This is a genomic window from Paraburkholderia sp. BL6665CI2N2 (assembly GCF_004366535.1).
Lineage (GTDB): Bacteria > Pseudomonadota > Gammaproteobacteria > Burkholderiales > Burkholderiaceae > Paraburkholderia.
Genome location: NZ_SORC01000001.1, coordinates 2,990,125 through 3,008,139 on the forward strand (window position 1 = coordinate 2,990,125; position 18,015 = coordinate 3,008,139).

Here is an 18,015-nt window from a genome sequence, read left to right on the forward strand (position 1 = left end):
GCAGATAGTCGTAAACTGTCGTCATGGATCTGACCGATGCCGACCTGCCCGACGACGTTGATGCGCTGAAGGCGCTAGTGCGCGCGCATGCGGCGTCGGCTCATGCAAACGCGAAGCGGGTCGTTGAATTGCAGGACCAGCTCAGCTCCCGCGTGATCGAGATCGAACATCTGAAGCTGATGCTCGCCAAACTGCGCCGCATGCAGTTCGGTCGCAAGTCAGAGAAACTCGATCGTCAGATCGAACAGCTTGAGCTGCGACTTGAGGACCTGCAGGCCGATGAAGGTGCGGCCGCCCAGGCTGATTCGAAGAAGGCGCAACAACGCCGCGAGAGGGGCTGTCGCAAACCGCTGCCCGATCACCTCGAACGCGAAGAGTATGTGCATCGACCCATCGAGGAAAACTGCCCGGAATGCGGTGGCACACTCAACCCGCTGGGCGAAGACGTATCCGAACAGCTCGAATACGTGCGCGCACACTTCCGCGTCATCCGTCATCGTCGCCCCAAATTCGCCTGTTCGTGCTGCGACTGTATCGTGCAGGCCGCAGCGCCGAGCCGGCCGATCGATCGTGGCCTGCCGGGTCCGGCTTTGCTCGCCCACATCACGACATCGAAGTTCGCGTACCACATCCCGTTCTATCGCCAGTCCGTCATGTACGCGCGCGACGGCGTCGAGATCGAAGCGGGCACCATGGGCCACTGGCTGGGCAGTCTGACATGGCTACTTAACCCTCTGGTCGACGCGGTGCGCCGCCACGCGCCTGGTGGCACCAAGGTTCACGCCGACGACACCCCGCTGCCGGTGCTCGCACCGGGCAATGGCAGGACGAAGACCGGTCGTCTCTGGGTGTATGTGCGCGATGATCGGCCCAGTGGTTCGGACGAAGCGCCAGCCGTCTGGTTTGCCTATACGCCAGATCGTCGCGGCGAACATCCACAACGTCACCTTGCCAACTTCACCGGCGTACTGCAGGCAGATGCGTTCGCCGGTTATGCAGATCTTTACCTCGGCGGTCAGATTCGCGAAGCAGCGTGCATGGCGCATGCACGTCGAAAGCTACATGATCTGCACGCTGTTCGGGCATCACCGATCACCAGTGAGGCACTCGAGCGCATCGGCGCACTCTATCGCATCGAAGAGCACATTCGTGGCAAGCCGCCTGAAGAACGACAGCGCGTTCGCCAGGAGAAGGCTGTGCCACTACTCGATGACATGAAACGGTGGTTCCAGACGACGCTTCTCACACTCTCCGCGAAATCGGACACCACCAAAGCGATCCAGTATTCGTTGAATCGCTGGCCTGCGCTGGTCTATTACTGCAGTGATGGTCAGGCCGAGATTGACAATCTGATTGCCGAGCGCGCATTGCGCGGCGTGGCAATCGGAAGACGGAACTTTTTATTTGCCGGTGCGGACTCAGGCGGAGAACGTGCAGCCGCGATGTACAGCCTGATCGGATCTGCCCGCATGAACGGCGTTGATCCCGAAGCCTACCTGCATTACGTCATCGAGCGCATCGCCGATCACCCAGTGAATCGCATCGACGAACTGTTACCCTGGAACGTCGCTCCTTTGCTGCCCGCCGCCTCACACATCGATCCCGTTCGCTAGCAGCCGATCCTCTCGCGCGTCAACAAAATCCGCGACGGTGTAGGTCCAATGCTTACTCTGGAACTGACGGGCTACGCGAACGCGCGGGGGATGGGGCGGGAGTGAAGGCGGTTCTACGGTGGGGTTATACGGCGGGCTTTCTACGTGTATGGCAGCGGGGTAAACGCAGAAACCCCACCTTTTCGGGGTGGGGTTTCTGTTTGCTGCTGGGGAGCCTGACGATTACCTACTTTCACACGGGTAATCCGCACTATCATCGGCGTGGAGTCGTTTCACGGTCCTGTTCGGGATGGGAAGGGGTGGGACCGACTCGCTATGGTCATCAGGCATGACTTGTTGCTGCACTGCTCGTGGAGCAATGCAGCCAATCGGGAAGAAGTAGTTTCTGGTGATGCTCACCAGAGGTAAAGCTGTTGGGGTTGTGTTGTTTCTGGCACAACACGATCACTTAACCTGAGTGTCCTTGCCCCCTTCGGGGGTGGGATGCCCGTCAGTGCTGAAGCACTAACGATCATCGCAAAACACACCTGTTATAGGATCAAGCCTTACGGGCAATTAGTATCAGTTAGCTTAACGCATTACTGCGCTTCCACACCTGACCTATCAACGTCCTGGTCTTGAACGACCCTTCAAGGGGCTCGAAGCCCCGGGGATATCTCATCTTAAGGCGAGTTTCCCGCTTAGATGCTTTCAGCGGTTATCTCTTCCGAACATAGCTACCCGGCGATGCCACTGGCGTGACAACCGGTACACCAGAGGTTCGTCCACTCCGGTCCTCTCGTACTAGGAGCAGCCCCCTTCAAATATCCAGCGCCCACGGCAGATAGGGACCAAACTGTCTCACGACGTTTTAAACCCAGCTCACGTACCTCTTTAAATGGCGAACAGCCATACCCTTGGGACCGGCTACAGCCCCAGGATGAGATGAGCCGACATCGAGGTGCCAAACACCGCCGTCGATATGAACTCTTGGGCGGTATCAGCCTGTTATCCCCAGAGTACCTTTTATCCGTTGAGCGATGGCCCTTCCATACAGAACCACCGGATCACTATGACCTGCTTTCGCACCTGCTCGACTTGTCGGTCTCGCAGTTAAGCACGCTTATGCCATTGCACTATCAGCACGATTTCCGACCGTACCTAGCGTACCTTCGTACTCCTCCGTTACACTTTGGGAGGAGACCGCCCCAGTCAAACTGCCTACCATGCACTGTCCCCGATCCGGATTACGGACCAAGGTTAGAACCTCAAACAAACCAGGGTGGTATTTCAAGGGCGGCTCCACGCAGACTGGCGTCCACGCTTCAAAGCCTCCCACCTATCCTACACAGACCGGTTCAAAGTCCAATGCAAAGCTACAGTAAAGGTTCATGGGGTCTTTCCGTCTAGCCGCGGGGAGATTGCATCATCACAAACACTTCAACTTCGCTGAGTCTCGGGAGGAGACAGTGTGGCCATCGTTACGCCATTCGTGCAGGTCGGAACTTACCCGACAAGGAATTTCGCTACCTTAGGACCGTTATAGTTACGGCCGCCGTTTACCGGGACTTCAATCAAGAGCTTGCACCCCATCATTTAATCTTCCGGCACCGGGCAGGCGTCACACCCTATACGTCCACTTTCGTGTTTGCAGAGTGCTGTGTTTTTATTAAACAGTCGCAGCCACCAGTTTATTGCAACCCCTTCACCCTTCTGGCGCAGGCCAGTCAGGCTACAGGGGCGTACCTTATCCCGAAGTTACGGTACCAATTTGCCGAGTTCCTTCTCCCGAGTTCTCTCAAGCGCCTTAGAATACTCATCTCGCCCACCTGTGTCGGTTTGCGGTACGGTCACTGTTAAACTGAAGCTTAGAGGCTTTTCTTGGAACCACTTCCGATTGCTTCTTCACCGAAGTGAATGGCCTCGCACCCTTGAATTCCGCGCCCGGATTTGCCAAAGCGCCTTCTCCAATGCAAGGACCGGGACTTCCAACACCCGGACAACCTTCCGCGATCCGTCCCCCCATCGCATTTAACAATGGTGCAGGAATATTAACCTGCTTCCCATCAGCTACGCATTTCTGCCTCGCCTTAGGGGCCGACTCACCCTACGCCGATGAACGTTGCGTAGGAAACCTTGGGCTTACGGCGAGGGGGCTTTTCACCCCCTTTATCGCTACTCATGTCAGCATTCGCACTTCCGATACCTCCAGCACACTTTCCAGTGCACCTTCGCAGGCTTACGGAACGCTCTCCTACCATGCACATAAATGTGCATCCGCAGCTTCGGTATATTGCTTAGCCCCGTTACATCTTCCGCGCAGGACGACTCGATCAGTGAGCTATTACGCTTTCTTTAAAGGATGGCTGCTTCTAAGCCAACCTCCTGACTGTTTTAGCCTTCCCACTTCGTTTCCCACTTAGCAATATTTGGGGACCTTAGCTGGCGGTCTGGGTTGTTTCCCTCTTGACACCGGACGTTAGCACCCGATGTCTGTCTCCCGTGATTGCACTCTTCGGTATTCGGAGTTTGCTATGGCGTAGTAATCCGCAATGGACCCCACAACCATGACAGTGCTCTACCCCCGAAGGTGATACACGAGGCACTACCTAAATAGTTTTCGGAGAGAACCAGCTATTTCCAGGTTTGTTTAGCCTTTCACCCCTATCCACAGCTCATCCCCTAACTTTTCAACGTTAGTGGGTTCGGACCTCCAGTACGTGTTACCGCACCTTCATCCTGGCCATGGATAGATCACCTGGTTTCGGGTCTACACCCAGCGACTGAATCGCCCTGTTCGGACTCGCTTTCGCTACGCCTGCCCTAATCGGTTAAGCTTGCCACTGAATGTAAGTCGCTGACCCATTATACAAAAGGTACGCCGTCACCCTCTTTCAAAGGCTCCGACTGTTTGTATGCATGCGGTTTCAGGATCTGTTTCACTCCCCTCCCGGGGTTCTTTTCGCCTTTCCCTCACGGTACTGGTTCACTATCGGTCGATCACGAGTATTTAGCCTTGGAGGATGGTCCCCCCATCTTCAGACAGGATTTCACGTGTCCCGCCCTACTTGTCGTACACCTAGTTCTTCCTCGCTGTTTTCGTCTACAGGGCTATCACCTGCTATGGCGGCACTTTCCAGAGCCTTCGACTAACAATGAAGATAAAGAGTACAGGCTGGTCCCATTTCGCTCGCCACTACTCTGGGAATCTCGGTTGATTTCTTTTCCTGCGGTTACTTAGATGTTTCAGTTCACCGCGTTCGCTTCACGTAGCCTATGTATTCAGCTACGGATACTCCATAAGGAGTGGGTTTCCCCATTCGGATATCGGTGGATCAAAGCTCGTTTGCCAGCTCCCCACCGCTTTTCGCAGGCTACCGCGTCCTTCATCGCCTGTGATCGCCAAGGCATCCACCACATGCACTTGTTCGCTTGACCCTATAACGGGTGTGTCTCCTGCATGATCCACTGGGAATCACACGCTCGCCACGCTCGCTACAGGTTGAGTATTCGTGTTGCGCCGTATTCCAAAAGCGATCTTTCGATCTCTCTTTTCATACATTGATACAATCACAACCCTGATTCACCTACTCAACCACCCATCTCTAAGTGATCTTTCGTGAATCTCTTTACTACTTCTTCCTGATTGTTAAAGAACGACAGCCGATATAAAGCTCTGCTTCATATCACTCTGACTGGCTCAATCGCCAATGCACAGTGCTCTGCTTCCTGCACAGAACGCTACGCATTGAGGATTGGTGGAGGATGACGGGATCGAACCGACGACCCCCTGCTTGCAAAGCAGGTGCTCTCCCAGCTGAGCTAATCCCCCAAGTCATGCACAGATAATCTCTACCTGCGTTGATACCCAGGGGTCTTAGTCGCCAAACTCGGCGATCAGCACACCAGACAAGACTTTGGTGGGTCTGGATGGATTCGAACCATCGACCCCCGCCTTATCAAGACGGTGCTCTAACCGACTGAGCTACAGACCCCTGAGTCTGTCCTGATTTCACAGCCGATAAGCGTGAGCGCTCAACGCATTGCCTTTACGGCAACTGACACGTTTAGCTCGAGAAAGGAGGTGATCCAGCCGCACCTTCCGATACGGCTACCTTGTTACGACTTCACCCCAGTCATGAATCCTACCGTGGTGACCGTCCTCCTTGCGGTTAGACTAGCCACTTCTGGTAAAACCCACTCCCATGGTGTGACGGGCGGTGTGTACAAGACCCGGGAACGTATTCACCGCGGCATGCTGATCCGCGATTACTAGCGATTCCAGCTTCACGCACTCGAGTTGCAGAGTGCGATCCGGACTACGATCGGTTTTCTGGGATTGGCTCCCCCTCGCGGGTTGGCGACCCTCTGTTCCGACCATTGTATGACGTGTGAAGCCCTACCCATAAGGGCCATGAGGACTTGACGTCATCCCCACCTTCCTCCGGTTTGTCACCGGCAGTCTCCCTAGAGTGCTCTTGCGTAGCAACTAGGGACAAGGGTTGCGCTCGTTGCGGGACTTAACCCAACATCTCACGACACGAGCTGACGACAGCCATGCAGCACCTGTGTTATGGCTCCCTTTCGGGCACTCCCACCTCTCAGCAGGATTCCATACATGTCAAGGGTAGGTAAGGTTTTTCGCGTTGCATCGAATTAATCCACATCATCCACCGCTTGTGCGGGTCCCCGTCAATTCCTTTGAGTTTTAATCTTGCGACCGTACTCCCCAGGCGGTCAACTTCACGCGTTAGCTACGTTACCAAGTCAATGAAGACCCGACAACTAGTTGACATCGTTTAGGGCGTGGACTACCAGGGTATCTAATCCTGTTTGCTCCCCACGCTTTCGTGCATGAGCGTCAGTATTGGCCCAGGGGGCTGCCTTCGCCATCGGTATTCCTCCACATCTCTACGCATTTCACTGCTACACGTGGAATTCTACCCCCCTCTGCCATACTCTAGCCCGCCAGTCACAAATGCAGTTCCCAGGTTAAGCCCGGGGATTTCACATCTGTCTTAGCGGACCGCCTGCGCACGCTTTACGCCCAGTAATTCCGATTAACGCTTGCACCCTACGTATTACCGCGGCTGCTGGCACGTAGTTAGCCGGTGCTTATTCTTCCGGTACCGTCATCCCCCTCAGGTATTAACCAAGAGGTTTTCTTTCCGGACAAAAGTGCTTTACAACCCGAAGGCCTTCTTCACACACGCGGCATTGCTGGATCAGGCTTGCGCCCATTGTCCAAAATTCCCCACTGCTGCCTCCCGTAGGAGTCTGGGCCGTGTCTCAGTCCCAGTGTGGCTGGTCGTCCTCTCAGACCAGCTACAGATCGTCGCCTTGGTAGGCCTTTACCCCACCAACTAGCTAATCTGCCATCGGCCGCCCCTGTAGCGCGAGGTCCTAAGATCCCCCGCTTTCATCCACAGATCGTATGCGGTATTAATCCGGCTTTCGCCGGGCTATCCCCCACTACAGGACACGTTCCGATGTATTACTCACCCGTTCGCCACTCGCCACCAGGATTGCTCCCGTGCTGCCGTTCGACTTGCATGTGTAAGGCATGCCGCCAGCGTTCAATCTGAGCCAGGATCAAACTCTTCAGTTCAAACCTGTTACTGTTTTTCGGTTGTTTTACCAACCGGTCGCTCACTCAACGTACTGACGAATGATCCTTCCATCTTTCAATGGAAAAACCTTCCTTTCATTACTGTGTGAGACTTGATACTTTCGCTTCATCCGGCAGATCCCGAAGGGCCCGCCGGCGCGTCGCGCATCAAGCGCCCACACTTATCGGCTGTTAATTTTTAAAGATCGAGTACGCATTCACCACCGAACCCGCACCGCCAGTCGTCAACATCACAACCACCCGGCACCGCTTCGTTCTGCGTCGCTGCATCAGCAGCAGAGAAACGAGATTATGAAGAACTTCCGCTACGCCGTCAACAGGTTTTTCTAACTTCCTGAACCTGCCCGCCTCGCTGAAAGCCTTGCCACTGCTGGCTCTCCCGCCTCCCGTGCCCCGTTGTCCGAAGCACGAAAGAGCGAGATTCTAGCGAGCCAGACTCCGCCTTGCAAGCGTTATTTTGATAAGCATGGATTGCGCCAGAAACGGCGCAAGGACGACGACAAAACCGGACAGCAAACAAGGGCAAAAAGGACCGAAAACAATACCGAAAATCCGTGTTCCGCTAGCTGCCCCGAACGCATAATCAAACAGCCGCGTGCATCAGCATCACTCGTTCAACCACACCTAAATAGTGATCAAGATCCGGCGTCGCGCGATTCTCTTCTTTGGCAAGATCGTCCCATCTGCGCAGACGCAATGCGTCTTCCGCGTAGGGCTTTTGCAGGAACGCCTCAGCTTCCTCCTTGCTGAAAATGCCGCCCTGCAACTCCAGACTCCGCACCGAATCAGCGGAAAGCTGGCCGAAATACGTGTCGTCGATGGCGCACAGGCAGCGCTTGGCGTCGACGTGCAAACGGATCGGCTCCAACACCGCGCTCGACAAAACCGGCCGCAAAAACGGCAGCGCAAAATACTGATGCAGATCGTCGATGCCCCGCTGCGTCGGCGTCTCGCCCTGCAGATTGAGCAGGTGGCCAAGGTCGTGCAGGAATGCCGCAGCAACCAGTTCCTCGTCAGCGCCAGCCTCTTCGGCCAATAAACCACTCTGCAACGCATGTTCGAGTTGCGTCACCGGCTCGCCGCTATAGGCCAGCTTGCCGTATTGCTCGAACAGGGAACGAATATCCTTCACACTCAATGCCACGCTCTCACTCCCACGGTAATGAAAAGGTCTTCAGATTGGTGAAGCTCTTCATGGCTTCCTGAACGCCTTCCTTATAGCCAAGCCCGGAGTCCTTGATGCCGCCGAACGGCGTCAACTCGATCCGGTAGCCGGGCACTTCCCACACGTTGACCGTTCCCACGCGCAATTCGTTGATGAAGCGCGTGATCGCATCCTGCCGGTTCGTGCACACACCCGACGACAACCCGAACGCCGTGCCATTGCTAATGCGAATCGCGTCGTCGATTGTGTCGAAGGTGATGATCGGCGACACCGGCCCGAAGGTTTCCTCGCGCACCAGGGTCATGGACGGATCGACGCCGTCCAGCACCGTCGGCGCATACAGCGCGCCCTTGCGCTGATTGCCGATCCGCAGACGCGCCCCGCTCGCCACCGCCTCATTCACACGCGCCTCGAACAGCTGCGCAGCGGCGACGTCGATCACCGTGCCCATCTGGTTCGATGCATCGAACGGATCGCCAAAAGACCAGGCGCGCGTCTTCTCGACGACCAGATCGGTGAAATCGGCGGCCACGCTTTTCTGCACCAGCATCCGCTTGACCGCGGTACAACGCTGCCCGGAATTCTTATACGAGCCCTGCACGGCAAGCGTCGCCGCACGTTCGAGATCGGCGTCGTCGAGCACGATCAGCGGATCGTTGCCGCCCAGTTCCAGCACGACGCGCCGGTACGCCGCCTTGCCCGCAATATATTTGCCGATCGCCACGCCGCCCGTGAACGTGACGAGTTCCGCCAACGGATGCGTGATCAGTTCATCGGCGATTTCGCGCGGATCGCCGGTCAGCACCTGCAGCATCGGCGCGGGCAGACCGGCTTCGTATAGGACATCGGCGAGATACAGCGCCGACAGCGGCACCTTTTCCGATGGCTTCAGCACGACCCGATTGTTCGTCGCAATGGCCGGCGCGATCTTATGCGCGACCTGGTTCATCGGATGGTTGAACGGCGTAATCGCGACAATGACGCCCGCCAGCGGCTCGCGCTGCGAAAACACGCGGCGCTTCTTGCCGTGCGGCGTGAGATCGCAGGAGAAGCTCTGCCCGTCGTCGCGCAATGCCTCGATCGACGCGAACTTCAACACATCGGCGACGCGGCCGATCTCATACCGCGAGTCCTGCTTCGACAAACCCGACTCGAGCGAAATCAGATCCGACGCCTCTTCGGTCCGCTCTCGCATGAGCGAAGCCGCGCGCTCCAGAATCTGCGAGCGCTCGTAACGCGTGAGCTGGGTCTGATAGGCCGCCGCGTACTCGAACGCGGCACGCACGTCGTCGACGCTCGCCAGCGGGACCGTGCCCACGCGCGTTCCCGTATAAGGATCGAACACGTCGAGCGTGCGCGAGCGCGTCACGCGCTCGCCTTTGAGCCGCAGCGCTTCCGCCCGAAAAGCAGGATGGTCCCGCAGCACGGCGTTCATGATGACGACACGCGATTCAAGGCGATGTCGAAGATATCGAAGTTGCGCAGCCTCTTGCCACCATCGCCGCCGCTGGACGGCAACGCTTCGACACGCCGGTTGAACAGCAGCGGCACTTCCTGCTCGGAAATCCCGCCATGCGAGCGCAACGGCACGGTCAATCCGGACAGATCATGCTCAGCGCGCCGCGTACCGAGCACGACATGCTTCGTGCTGACCACGACGATATCGCCGACGCGGTCGTTCGGCAGCTCGAAGCGCTCGCAGGCCGCCGCGTTGTCGAGCACGCTATCGATCCCTTGCAAGCCGCCGATCCGCTCGATCACCTGCGCGACGCTGACATCGCGCGGTAGATAGACGGTCGCGAAAGAACCGAGCGCGCCGTGATGCACCACATACGGATCCGTGATCGGCAGAATCACGCGCGCGCGGCCGGCGCCGAGCCAGTCGTCGAGTACGTCCTGCAGATAGATCACGTTCGGCTCGCCGGTCTGCGGATCGTGCTTCGCGTTCATACCGTGATCGGCGGTCAGGCCGATCACCCAGCCGAGCGCGTCGAGCTTCGCGAGGTAGCCGTCCATCATCGCGTAGAAGGCGTTCGCGCCCTCGGTGCCCGGTGCCCATTTGTGCTGGATATAGTCGGTGGTCGACAGATACATCAGGTCGAGCTTGCGCGTTTGCGCGAGCCGCACGCCGGCGGCAAACACGAATTCGGACAGCCCCGCGCTATACACGTCGGGCACCGGCATGCCGACCAGATCGAGTACTTCGCCGATGCCGTTTTCCTCGAGCGTCACCTTGTCGGCTTTCTCCGCCGAGAAACAGATGCCCTTCAACTGCCAGCCGAGCAGCCGGCGCAACTTGTCTTTCGCGGTGACCACGGCGACTGCGGCGCCGGCTTCGGCGGCAGCGGCGAGCAAGGTGCCCGCGCGCAGATAGGCGGGATCGTTCATCATCACTTCCGCGCCCTCGCCGCCGTTCGCGTCCGGGTCCCAGAAGTAGTTGCCGCAGATGCCGTGCACCGAAGGCGGCACGCCGCACACGATCGACAGATTGTTCGGGTTGGTGAACGACGGGATCACGCAGTCGCCCTTGAAGGCGCCGCCGCCCTTGAGCATCTTGCCGATGAACGGCGCGACACCCGCCGCGACCGCGGCTTCGAGATAATCGAATTCGCAGCCGTCGACGCACACCACCACCGTCGGTTGCGAGGGCAGCCGGTAGCTGCGGCCGTTGACTTCGATCGTGCGTTCGCTTGTATTCGCCATCGTTCCCTTCCATGCGTGCCGGGCACACGCGTCGTAGTCAGTTCGTTGCAGCCATCTCAATCGTTCGACGCCGCCGGCGTCCGCAACACGTTCAACGGCCCCGCCGTTTCGCACGCCGCATGGGCGCGCCGCAAGCCGCCGTTCACGTGCGCATGCATCAACGCCGCGGCATGCTCGGCGTCGCGCGAAGCGAGCGCCGTCAAGATCGCGCGATGCTCGGCAAGCGAGCGCTCCATCGCGTCGGCCTGCACCACCAGCGCGGCACGTCGAAACAGACTCAATTCGCACACCAGGCGCCGGTACGTTTCATACAGCTTCGAATTACCCGATGCGGCCACCAACGCATCGTGAAACGCCACATTCGCGCGCGCATAGGCATCGTGATCCTCGGCGTCGAGCGCCGCGCGCATCGCGTCGAGCCAGTCGCGCAACACGGCGAGCGTGCGGGCATCGATACTCGCCGCCAGCATCCGGCACGCCGCCTCTTCGAGCACCGCGCGCACCGCGTAAATCTCATCCGCTTCCGCCAGCGACACCGTCCGTACGAACACACCGCGGTTCTTCTCGGTACGCACGAGTCCGGCCTGCTCCAACGCGCGAAACGCCTCGCGCACCGGACCGCGCGACACCTGCAGGCGCGTCGCCCAGTCGGCTTCGTTGAGCTTGTCGCCGGGCGCGAGCGCCCCCTCGATGATGTGCCGTTCGATCTCGTCGCGAACCAACGTCGTGAGCGAATGCCTGCGCACAACCTCAATCGGATCGACAGAAGCAGTTTGCATATATTCGGTCATTTTGACAAATTTTGCCACATCGATGTGTGTATGGGCTTGCGCGCGGTCATGGCGCGCAAACACAACGTTCAGGGCTCGGGCCTCAGTCGACCCGACGGCGTGGGACACGCGCCGCGATCAGCAGCAGCGCAGCGAGCGAGACCAGCAGAAGAATCAGCGACAGCGCGGAAGCCGGCAGGTAATAGCCGCGCTCCACCTGCCCGACGACCACGATCGGCACCGTCGCGAATCCCGGCGGATACACGGTGAGCGTGGCGCCGAGTTCGCCGAGCGAGAGCGCGAAGCCCAGCGCGAGACTCGCGCGGATCGCCGGCACCAGTTGTGGCAGCACGACGCGGCGCAACACCATCGAAGGCGGCGCACCGAGGCTTGCCGCGGCTTCGCGCAGAATCGTCAGTTCCGGGCGCAATGCGGCGGCGGCGCAGCGGTAGCAGAACGGCAGCACCAGCGCCAGTTGCACGAACACGACGATCGCCGCGGAGCTCGACAGATCGAACGGTCGCTTGTGATACGCGATCAGCACCGCGAGCCCGAGCACCACGCTCGGCACGCCGTTGGGCATCATCGCGATGGTGTCGGCGATCGCGCCGAGGCCGCGGCGGTCGCGCCCTTCGAGCGCCAGCGCGAGCCACAGGCCGAGAATCGTGCCGAGCACCGCGACGCCCATGCCGATTTCGAGGCTCGTGGTGAGCGCGTCGAAATCGCTCGAACCGAGGCGCTCGAACCAGCGCATGCTGAAGCCGTCGGGCAGGATCGTGCCGGACCAGTGCGTGGCCACGCTCGACAGTGCGACGACCAGCACCGGCAACACGAATAGCCAGAAGCACAGCAATCCGGCCAAGCCGAGCAACGCGCCGCCGAGCATGCGCACCGCCAGACTGCGGCGTACCGGCCGCGCTTTCTTGTGCATGACCGGCAAAACGGTCGGGTCGAGTTCAACGGCCATGGCCCGCTCCCTTCACCTTGCGACGGTTGACCTGGCGGTACAACGCGTACAGCGACAAAGACATGATCAGCATCACGACCGCGCCGGCGGCGGCGGTCGGCAGATCGAGATCGACGGTGGCGGAACTGTAGATCGCCACCGGCAGCGTGATCAGATGCGCGCTGCCGAGCACGAGCAGAATGCCGAACTCGTTGAGCGTGAGCAGGAAGCAAAGAATCGTACCGGCCGCGATGCCCGGCCACGCGAGCGGCAGAATCACCTTGAACGCGACCATCCAGCCGCTCGCACCGAGACTTCGCGCGGCTTCGATCAGCCGCATGTCGAGCGTGGCGAACGAAGCCAGAGTGGGACGCACGACGAACGGCGCGTAGAACACCACTTCCGCGAGAATCACGCCGCCCACGCCGAACAGGAAATCGAGCGGCGGCGCCTGCAGATGAAAGAGCCGCTGCAAGCCGATGCTGACGGAGCCTTGCGAGCCGTACAGAAAGATCAATGTGAAGGCGACCAGAAACGACGGGAACGCGACGAACAGTTCGAGAAAGCGCGTGATCATCCGCGCGCCGGGAAACGGTTTGAAGAACAGGATCGACGCGAGCGCAACGCCGAGCAGCGACGCGAGCCCGGCGCTGGCAAACAGGATCCACAGCGTCGTGCCGATCACGCCGCTCGTTTCCGGATTGCCGAAGAACGCCGAGTAAGCGTGCAGGCTCAGGCCGTGAGGGCCGGTCAGGCTCAGCAGCACCAGGCGCACGAGCGGATAAACGACCAGCGGCCCAAGCACCACCACTAGGATGAACAACAGATGCCATTGCGCCGCGCGTTCGCGACGCTTTACCGCGGCCGTATGCGAAGCGGCGCTGGCGCTGCGGCGCGCGGCGGCGGCATCGGCTGTGGCCGAGCCGAGCGGATTGGGCGTATCAGGGGTTGATAAGGACGACATCGTCAGCCTCGTAACGCAGGGAAATACGCGCGCCCTTCTCCGGCATCATGCCGTGACCGCGCGGCATGGTGACGAGCACCGGCTCGTTGGGCATCGCGTCCAGTGCGACGGAGACCGACAACACCGCGCCATACCATTCGACCGACGTGATCGTGCCGTGCAACTGCCCTTCGCCGAGCGGCACGATCCGTAACGTCTCCGGACGCAGACAGGCCACGCGATCGCGCTCGTTATAGCGTGCGTCGCCCAAACCGAAGGCGACCTGCGGCGGCAACAGATTGGCCGCGCCCAGATAACGCGCGACGAAGCCATCGGCGGGCGTGTCGTACAACTGCTGCGGCGTGCCGAGCTGGGCGATGCGGCCTTCGCGCATCAACAGCGTGCGGTCGGACAACACCAGCGCGTCGTCCTGATCGTGCGTCACGCAGACGATCGTCAGATTCGGCAGGCGCTCGTGCAGCGCCTTGAGTTCGGAACGCACCGAGGCGCGCAGATTGGCGTCGAGTGCGGAAAGGGGTTCGTCGAGCAGCAGCACATCGGGTTCGATCACGAGTGCGCGCGCGAGCGCCACGCGCTGCTGCATGCCACCCGACAATTGCGCCGGCATCACATGGCCGGCATCGCCGAGTTGCACGAGCTTGAGCGCGTCGGCGACGCGGCGCGCGACGTCTTTGGACGGCGTGCGGCGCGCGCGCAACCCGAAGGCCACGTTCTCGAACACCGACAAATGAGGAAACAGCGCATAGCTCTGGAACAGCAGACCGAGATTGCGCTTATGCGGCGGCACGTGCGTAAGATCGTGACCGGCCACGGTCAGCGTGCCGGCCAGGCCGTCCGCTTCGATAAACCCGGCGATGAAGCGCAACAACGTCGTCTTGCCGCAACCGCTGCGGCCGAGCACGGTGAGCAATTCGCCGCGCTGGATGGTCAACGACAGATCGTCGAGCACCGTGCGCGAACCGAAGCGCACCGTCAGATGATCGATCTGCACGCCGCCCGGCGTAGTCGAACGCGCGGCATCGAGCGTGTCCGGTGCGGCGCCGAGCGCGCCTGGCTGAGCAAGACTGGCGGTATTCACCGGGTTCATCCTCCAACTTGATTAATGCCGATGCGGCGCCTCGGGATTCCGCAGGCGCCGCCTGATTCCGCGACGTCGCCCGGCTACGTGACCGGGTGACGTCGATAACGCGACGAACGACGGCTTACTTCGGTTTGACCACTTCGATCTGCTTGCCCGACGAACCGATCACATCGTTCTTCCAGCGCGCCGTCCAGTCGGCCTTCTTCGCCATCACATGATTCCAGTCCACCGGAATCAGCTTCACGCCCGCGATCGCCTGCTTGACCGCTTCGCCGTTCTTGCCGGTGAGCGGCACGTCGGTGCGCGCCGGAATGCCGAAGATGTCCGGCACCTTCGCCTGCACTTCCGTCGACATCAGGTAGTCGATCAGCTTCTTGCCTTCCGCCTGGTTCGGACCGTTCTTGATCAGGCCGATGGCGTACGGCAGTTGGAACGTGGTCGGCTGGCCGCCTTCGTGCGCGAGGAAAATCGGCTTGAGCGACAGGCCGCCGTTGGCTGCGTCGTCCAGATCCATTTGCAGGTCGCCGTTGGCAACCGCGATCTCGTTACGCGAGAGCAGCACGTCGAGGTAGCCCGTGCCCTTGGTGTGGAACTTGGCGCTGTTTTCGAGCTTCTTCAGATAGTCGAACGCCTTGTCTTCGCCCATCAGCGACGAGGTGAGGATGATCACCGCCATGCCGTCGCCCGCCGTGGCAGGGTTCGAGTAGGCAACCTTGCCGCTGAAGTCCGGGTGCAGCAGGTCGGCGAAGGTCTTCGGCTGCGTCTTGGTGACTTCCGGGTTGATCGCGAACGAGAAGTAGTTGTTCACGAAAGTCGCCCACGCGCCGTTCGGCGCCTTGGCGATCGCCGGCACGTTCTTGTAGTTGGCGCTCTGATAAGCCTGCAGCAGGCCGCTCTGGTCGGCTTGCTGAATGAACGGCGGCAGCGTGACGAGTACGTCCGCCTTCGGCTGATCTTTTTCGATGGTGGCGCGGTTCACCACTTCGCCGCTACCCGCCGTGACGATGTTGACCTTCACGCCTTCCTTCTTTTCGAAGGCCGGCAGCACATCCTTGTAGAGATTCTCGAGGCCGTCGGCGGTGTACAGCACCACGGCGTCGGCCGCGTGCGCCTGCATGGCCGTGGCGCCGAATGCTGCCGCGGCGACCAGCGTCGGCAGCAGTTTGCGTGCGAGGCCGGCCGTGGCGTGAAGGGAATTTGTCTTTGTCATGTCGTTTTCTCCGAAAGGCAAAAAACCAGACGGTCGGGAGATCCCGATACCTGTTGTGATTGAACGGCGGTAGCGCCGCGCCGCTTGCGTGTTGCCCGCATGAAGCTGTCGTGCGGATTCATGCGGATTGCAGATTGCCAACAACTTTGCTGTCCTCTTGTCGCCTCTTTCCAGCCTGACTCACAGCCCCGCTACGACACTCGCGCCGCCGGCCTTGCCTGAATGGGCACGGCAAGGATCACAGGTTTCCATGACAGCGCCATGACGATTTTGCCGATTTCCAAAAAATGACACAATTCGCCAATAATATCCAAATCAATTCTGCCGTCGCCGTGCTGGGCGGCGCTCATTCAGACGACGTCGAAGGCTTGCGCGATGGATGGAACCGAGCCGGCCCGGCCACGCCTGACACCCTGTGTGCCGAGTCAACGCGATCCTACATGGCGAAAATGACGATGTATGCGTAACGCTTCGCGGCAGCGCAAGTTCGTGGCGAAGGTCGTTTTTGCACAACTTTGCGCAGCCGACACGCTGCGCCTGTCGGCTGGTTCCGATCGACGGCGCGTATTGTGCCCGGTCAATCGGAATATTGCAGCGGATGGGGATAGTGGAAACGCAGCGCGCGTGTGTTGCATCGGCGCGATTAAGGTGAACGACAGCACACTGCGAGCCGCGGATCGGCTGCATCTTGAAGGCGGCCCGGCGGCATTCGACGTAGGGACGCCCGCCACCGGCGGCAGTCAGTAAGCGCCGCTCAGGCGATCAGGATTTCCGGACCGTGCGCCGTGATGGCCTTGCCGAGCGTGCGCTCGGGAGCCAGTTCGGTCACCAGATAGCGCGCCGACTCGATACCGTTGATACGCACCGGCGTCACGCGGCCGAACTTCGAATGATCGGCGACGACCACCACCATGTCCGCCGCGGCGATCATGCGGCTGCGCACCTCGGCGGCCATGCGGCTGTAGTCGGTCAGATAGCCGTCCGGCGAAATCCCGCCCGCGCCGATGAAGGCAAAGTCCGCGTGATACTGCGTCAGTTGATGGACGGTATCGAGCCCGAAGGTGGCGTCTTCGATGTCGGACAATTCACCGCCCAGCAGCGTGATGCGATTGTCGTTGCGGCGGCCGAGCAGCAGCGCGATCCGCCAGTCGTTCGTGTACACGGACAAGCGATGCCGGTCGAGCAACGCCCGCGCCACCGCCTGCGTGGTGCTGCCCGAATCGATGATCAGGGACGCGCCGTCCGGCACGAACTCCGCCGCGCGCTCGCCGATGGCGCGCTTCGCGCCGGCATTCGCGGCTTCGCGTGTATCGAGGTCGGGCTCGCGCCGGTCGCTCGACAGTGCGCCGCCATGAGTCGTGACCAGCAGGCCGCGCCCGGCCAGCGCGTTCAGGTCACGGCGAATGGTCTCGCGCGACACGTTCAGTTCGCGCACCAGCTCCGCGACCGAGAGCGCGCCGGTTTTGGCGACTTGCGCCAGGATGTATTGGTGACGTTGTTCTGCGAGCATCGACGGCGTTTCCTTCATCATCCCGCGAGGGGCTTGTCACGCGGGGCGTCTTGATCAAACGCCCTTCAGATAAGGGCTTTTTGCATCTGCAATCTGCACTGCGTGCGGCATCTACGGTTATCTGCAAGTTGCCGAACTCCAGATGTTCGCGCAACTTCTTAGCTCACTCGCCGACAACCTACGCCGGCTGCGCGAGTTGACGCCAAGGCATCGAAACAGCTAAAGCCGGATACCCACATAGGCTTCAAGGCGTTCCCTTGCGTTCGTCTGGAAGCGACCGCATCGCGGCGCAGTTGGACCTGCCGATTCCAATCTCCGGTCGACGGCAGGATTAGTCGAGTGGCAACTCATTCGCGCGCGCCGCGACGCTGGAGAATACCCCGTTCTCATACGCAAGGAATTGAGCCCGCCAGTGATGGTTTCGACGCCGGAATCATACACGGTG

11 protein-coding genes, 2 tRNA genes and 3 rRNA genes are annotated in these 18,015 nt (G+C 60.0%); 1 reads left to right on the top strand and 15 read right to left on the bottom strand.

Annotated features, from left to right (window positions below):
- Positions 1 to 23 precede the first annotated feature (23 nt).
- Complete coding sequence (locus B0G81_RS13290; protein WP_134136087.1) at positions 24 to 1,613, top strand: IS66 family transposase; 1,590 nt, start codon at positions 24 to 26, stop codon at positions 1,611 to 1,613.
- A gap of 213 nt (positions 1,614 to 1,826) precedes the next feature.
- On the opposite strand, the gene rrf is transcribed toward B0G81_RS13290, so the two are convergent.
- From rrf to B0G81_RS13360, 15 genes are all read right to left on the bottom strand, one after another.
- Positions 1,827 to 1,940 (bottom strand): 5S ribosomal RNA (gene rrf / locus B0G81_RS13295).
- A 207-nt stretch (positions 1,941 to 2,147) separates the two neighbouring features.
- Positions 2,148 to 5,030, bottom strand: a 23S ribosomal RNA gene (locus tag B0G81_RS13300).
- Between the two features lie 318 nt (positions 5,031 to 5,348).
- A tRNA-Ala gene (locus B0G81_RS13305) sits at positions 5,349 to 5,424 on the bottom strand.
- A gap of 86 nt (positions 5,425 to 5,510) precedes the next feature.
- Positions 5,511 to 5,587 (bottom strand) — tRNA-Ile (locus B0G81_RS13310).
- Positions 5,588 to 5,669: 82 nt separating this feature from the next.
- A 16S ribosomal RNA gene (locus B0G81_RS13315) occupies positions 5,670 to 7,200 on the bottom strand.
- Together the 16S, 23S and 5S rRNA genes with 2 tRNA genes alongside form the textbook arrangement of a ribosomal RNA operon.
- Before the next feature lie 604 nt (positions 7,201 to 7,804).
- Positions 7,805 to 8,365, bottom strand: a complete 561-nt coding sequence (locus tag B0G81_RS13320; RefSeq protein WP_134136091.1) for a phosphonate degradation HD-domain oxygenase — start codon at positions 8,363 to 8,365, stop codon at positions 7,805 to 7,807.
- Positions 8,366 to 8,369: 4 nt separating this feature from the next.
- Positions 8,370 to 9,821, bottom strand: a complete 1,452-nt coding sequence (phnY, locus tag B0G81_RS13325; RefSeq protein ID WP_134136093.1) for a phosphonoacetaldehyde dehydrogenase — start codon at positions 9,819 to 9,821, stop codon at positions 8,370 to 8,372.
- Positions 9,818 to 11,089 carry a phosphonoacetate hydrolase gene (gene phnA, locus B0G81_RS13330; RefSeq protein ID WP_134136095.1) on the bottom strand — a complete coding sequence of 424 codons (1,272 nt, stop codon included), beginning with the start codon at positions 11,087 to 11,089 and terminating at the stop codon, positions 9,818 to 9,820. The genes phnY and phnA overlap by 4 nt, the downstream gene beginning before the upstream one ends.
- A gap of 56 nt (positions 11,090 to 11,145) precedes the next feature.
- Positions 11,146 to 11,880, bottom strand: a complete 735-nt coding sequence (locus B0G81_RS13335) for a phosphonate utilization associated transcriptional regulator (protein ID WP_134136097.1) — start codon at positions 11,878 to 11,880, stop codon at positions 11,146 to 11,148.
- Positions 11,881 to 11,962: 82 nt separating this feature from the next.
- Entirely contained in the window at positions 11,963 to 12,826 is an 864-nt protein-coding gene (phnV, locus tag B0G81_RS13340) for a 2-aminoethylphosphonate ABC transport system, membrane component PhnV (RefSeq protein WP_134136099.1), read from the bottom strand.
- A complete protein-coding gene (locus tag B0G81_RS13345) occupies positions 12,816 to 13,769 on the bottom strand; it encodes a 2-aminoethylphosphonate ABC transporter permease subunit (protein WP_134136104.1) in 954 nt (317 codons plus the stop codon). The genes phnV and B0G81_RS13345 overlap by 11 nt, the downstream gene beginning before the upstream one ends.
- Entirely contained in the window at positions 13,747 to 14,847 is a 1,101-nt protein-coding gene (gene phnT / locus B0G81_RS13350; RefSeq protein ID WP_134136109.1) for a 2-aminoethylphosphonate ABC transport system ATP-binding subunit PhnT, read from the bottom strand. The genes B0G81_RS13345 and phnT overlap by 23 nt, the downstream gene beginning before the upstream one ends.
- Before the next feature lie 124 nt (positions 14,848 to 14,971).
- On the bottom strand, positions 14,972 to 16,060 hold the full coding sequence (gene phnS / locus B0G81_RS13355) for a 2-aminoethylphosphonate ABC transporter substrate-binding protein (RefSeq protein WP_134136111.1): 1,089 nt from the start codon (positions 16,058 to 16,060) through the stop codon (positions 14,972 to 14,974).
- A gap of 191 nt (positions 16,061 to 16,251) precedes the next feature.
- Entirely contained in the window at positions 16,252 to 16,410 is a 159-nt protein-coding gene (locus B0G81_RS43615; protein WP_166678987.1) for a hypothetical protein, read from the bottom strand.
- Positions 16,411 to 16,814: 404 nt separating this feature from the next.
- Entirely contained in the window at positions 16,815 to 17,570 is a 756-nt protein-coding gene (locus tag B0G81_RS13360) for a DeoR/GlpR family DNA-binding transcription regulator (RefSeq protein ID WP_106286413.1), read from the bottom strand.
- Positions 17,571 to 18,015: the final 445 nt, after the last annotated feature.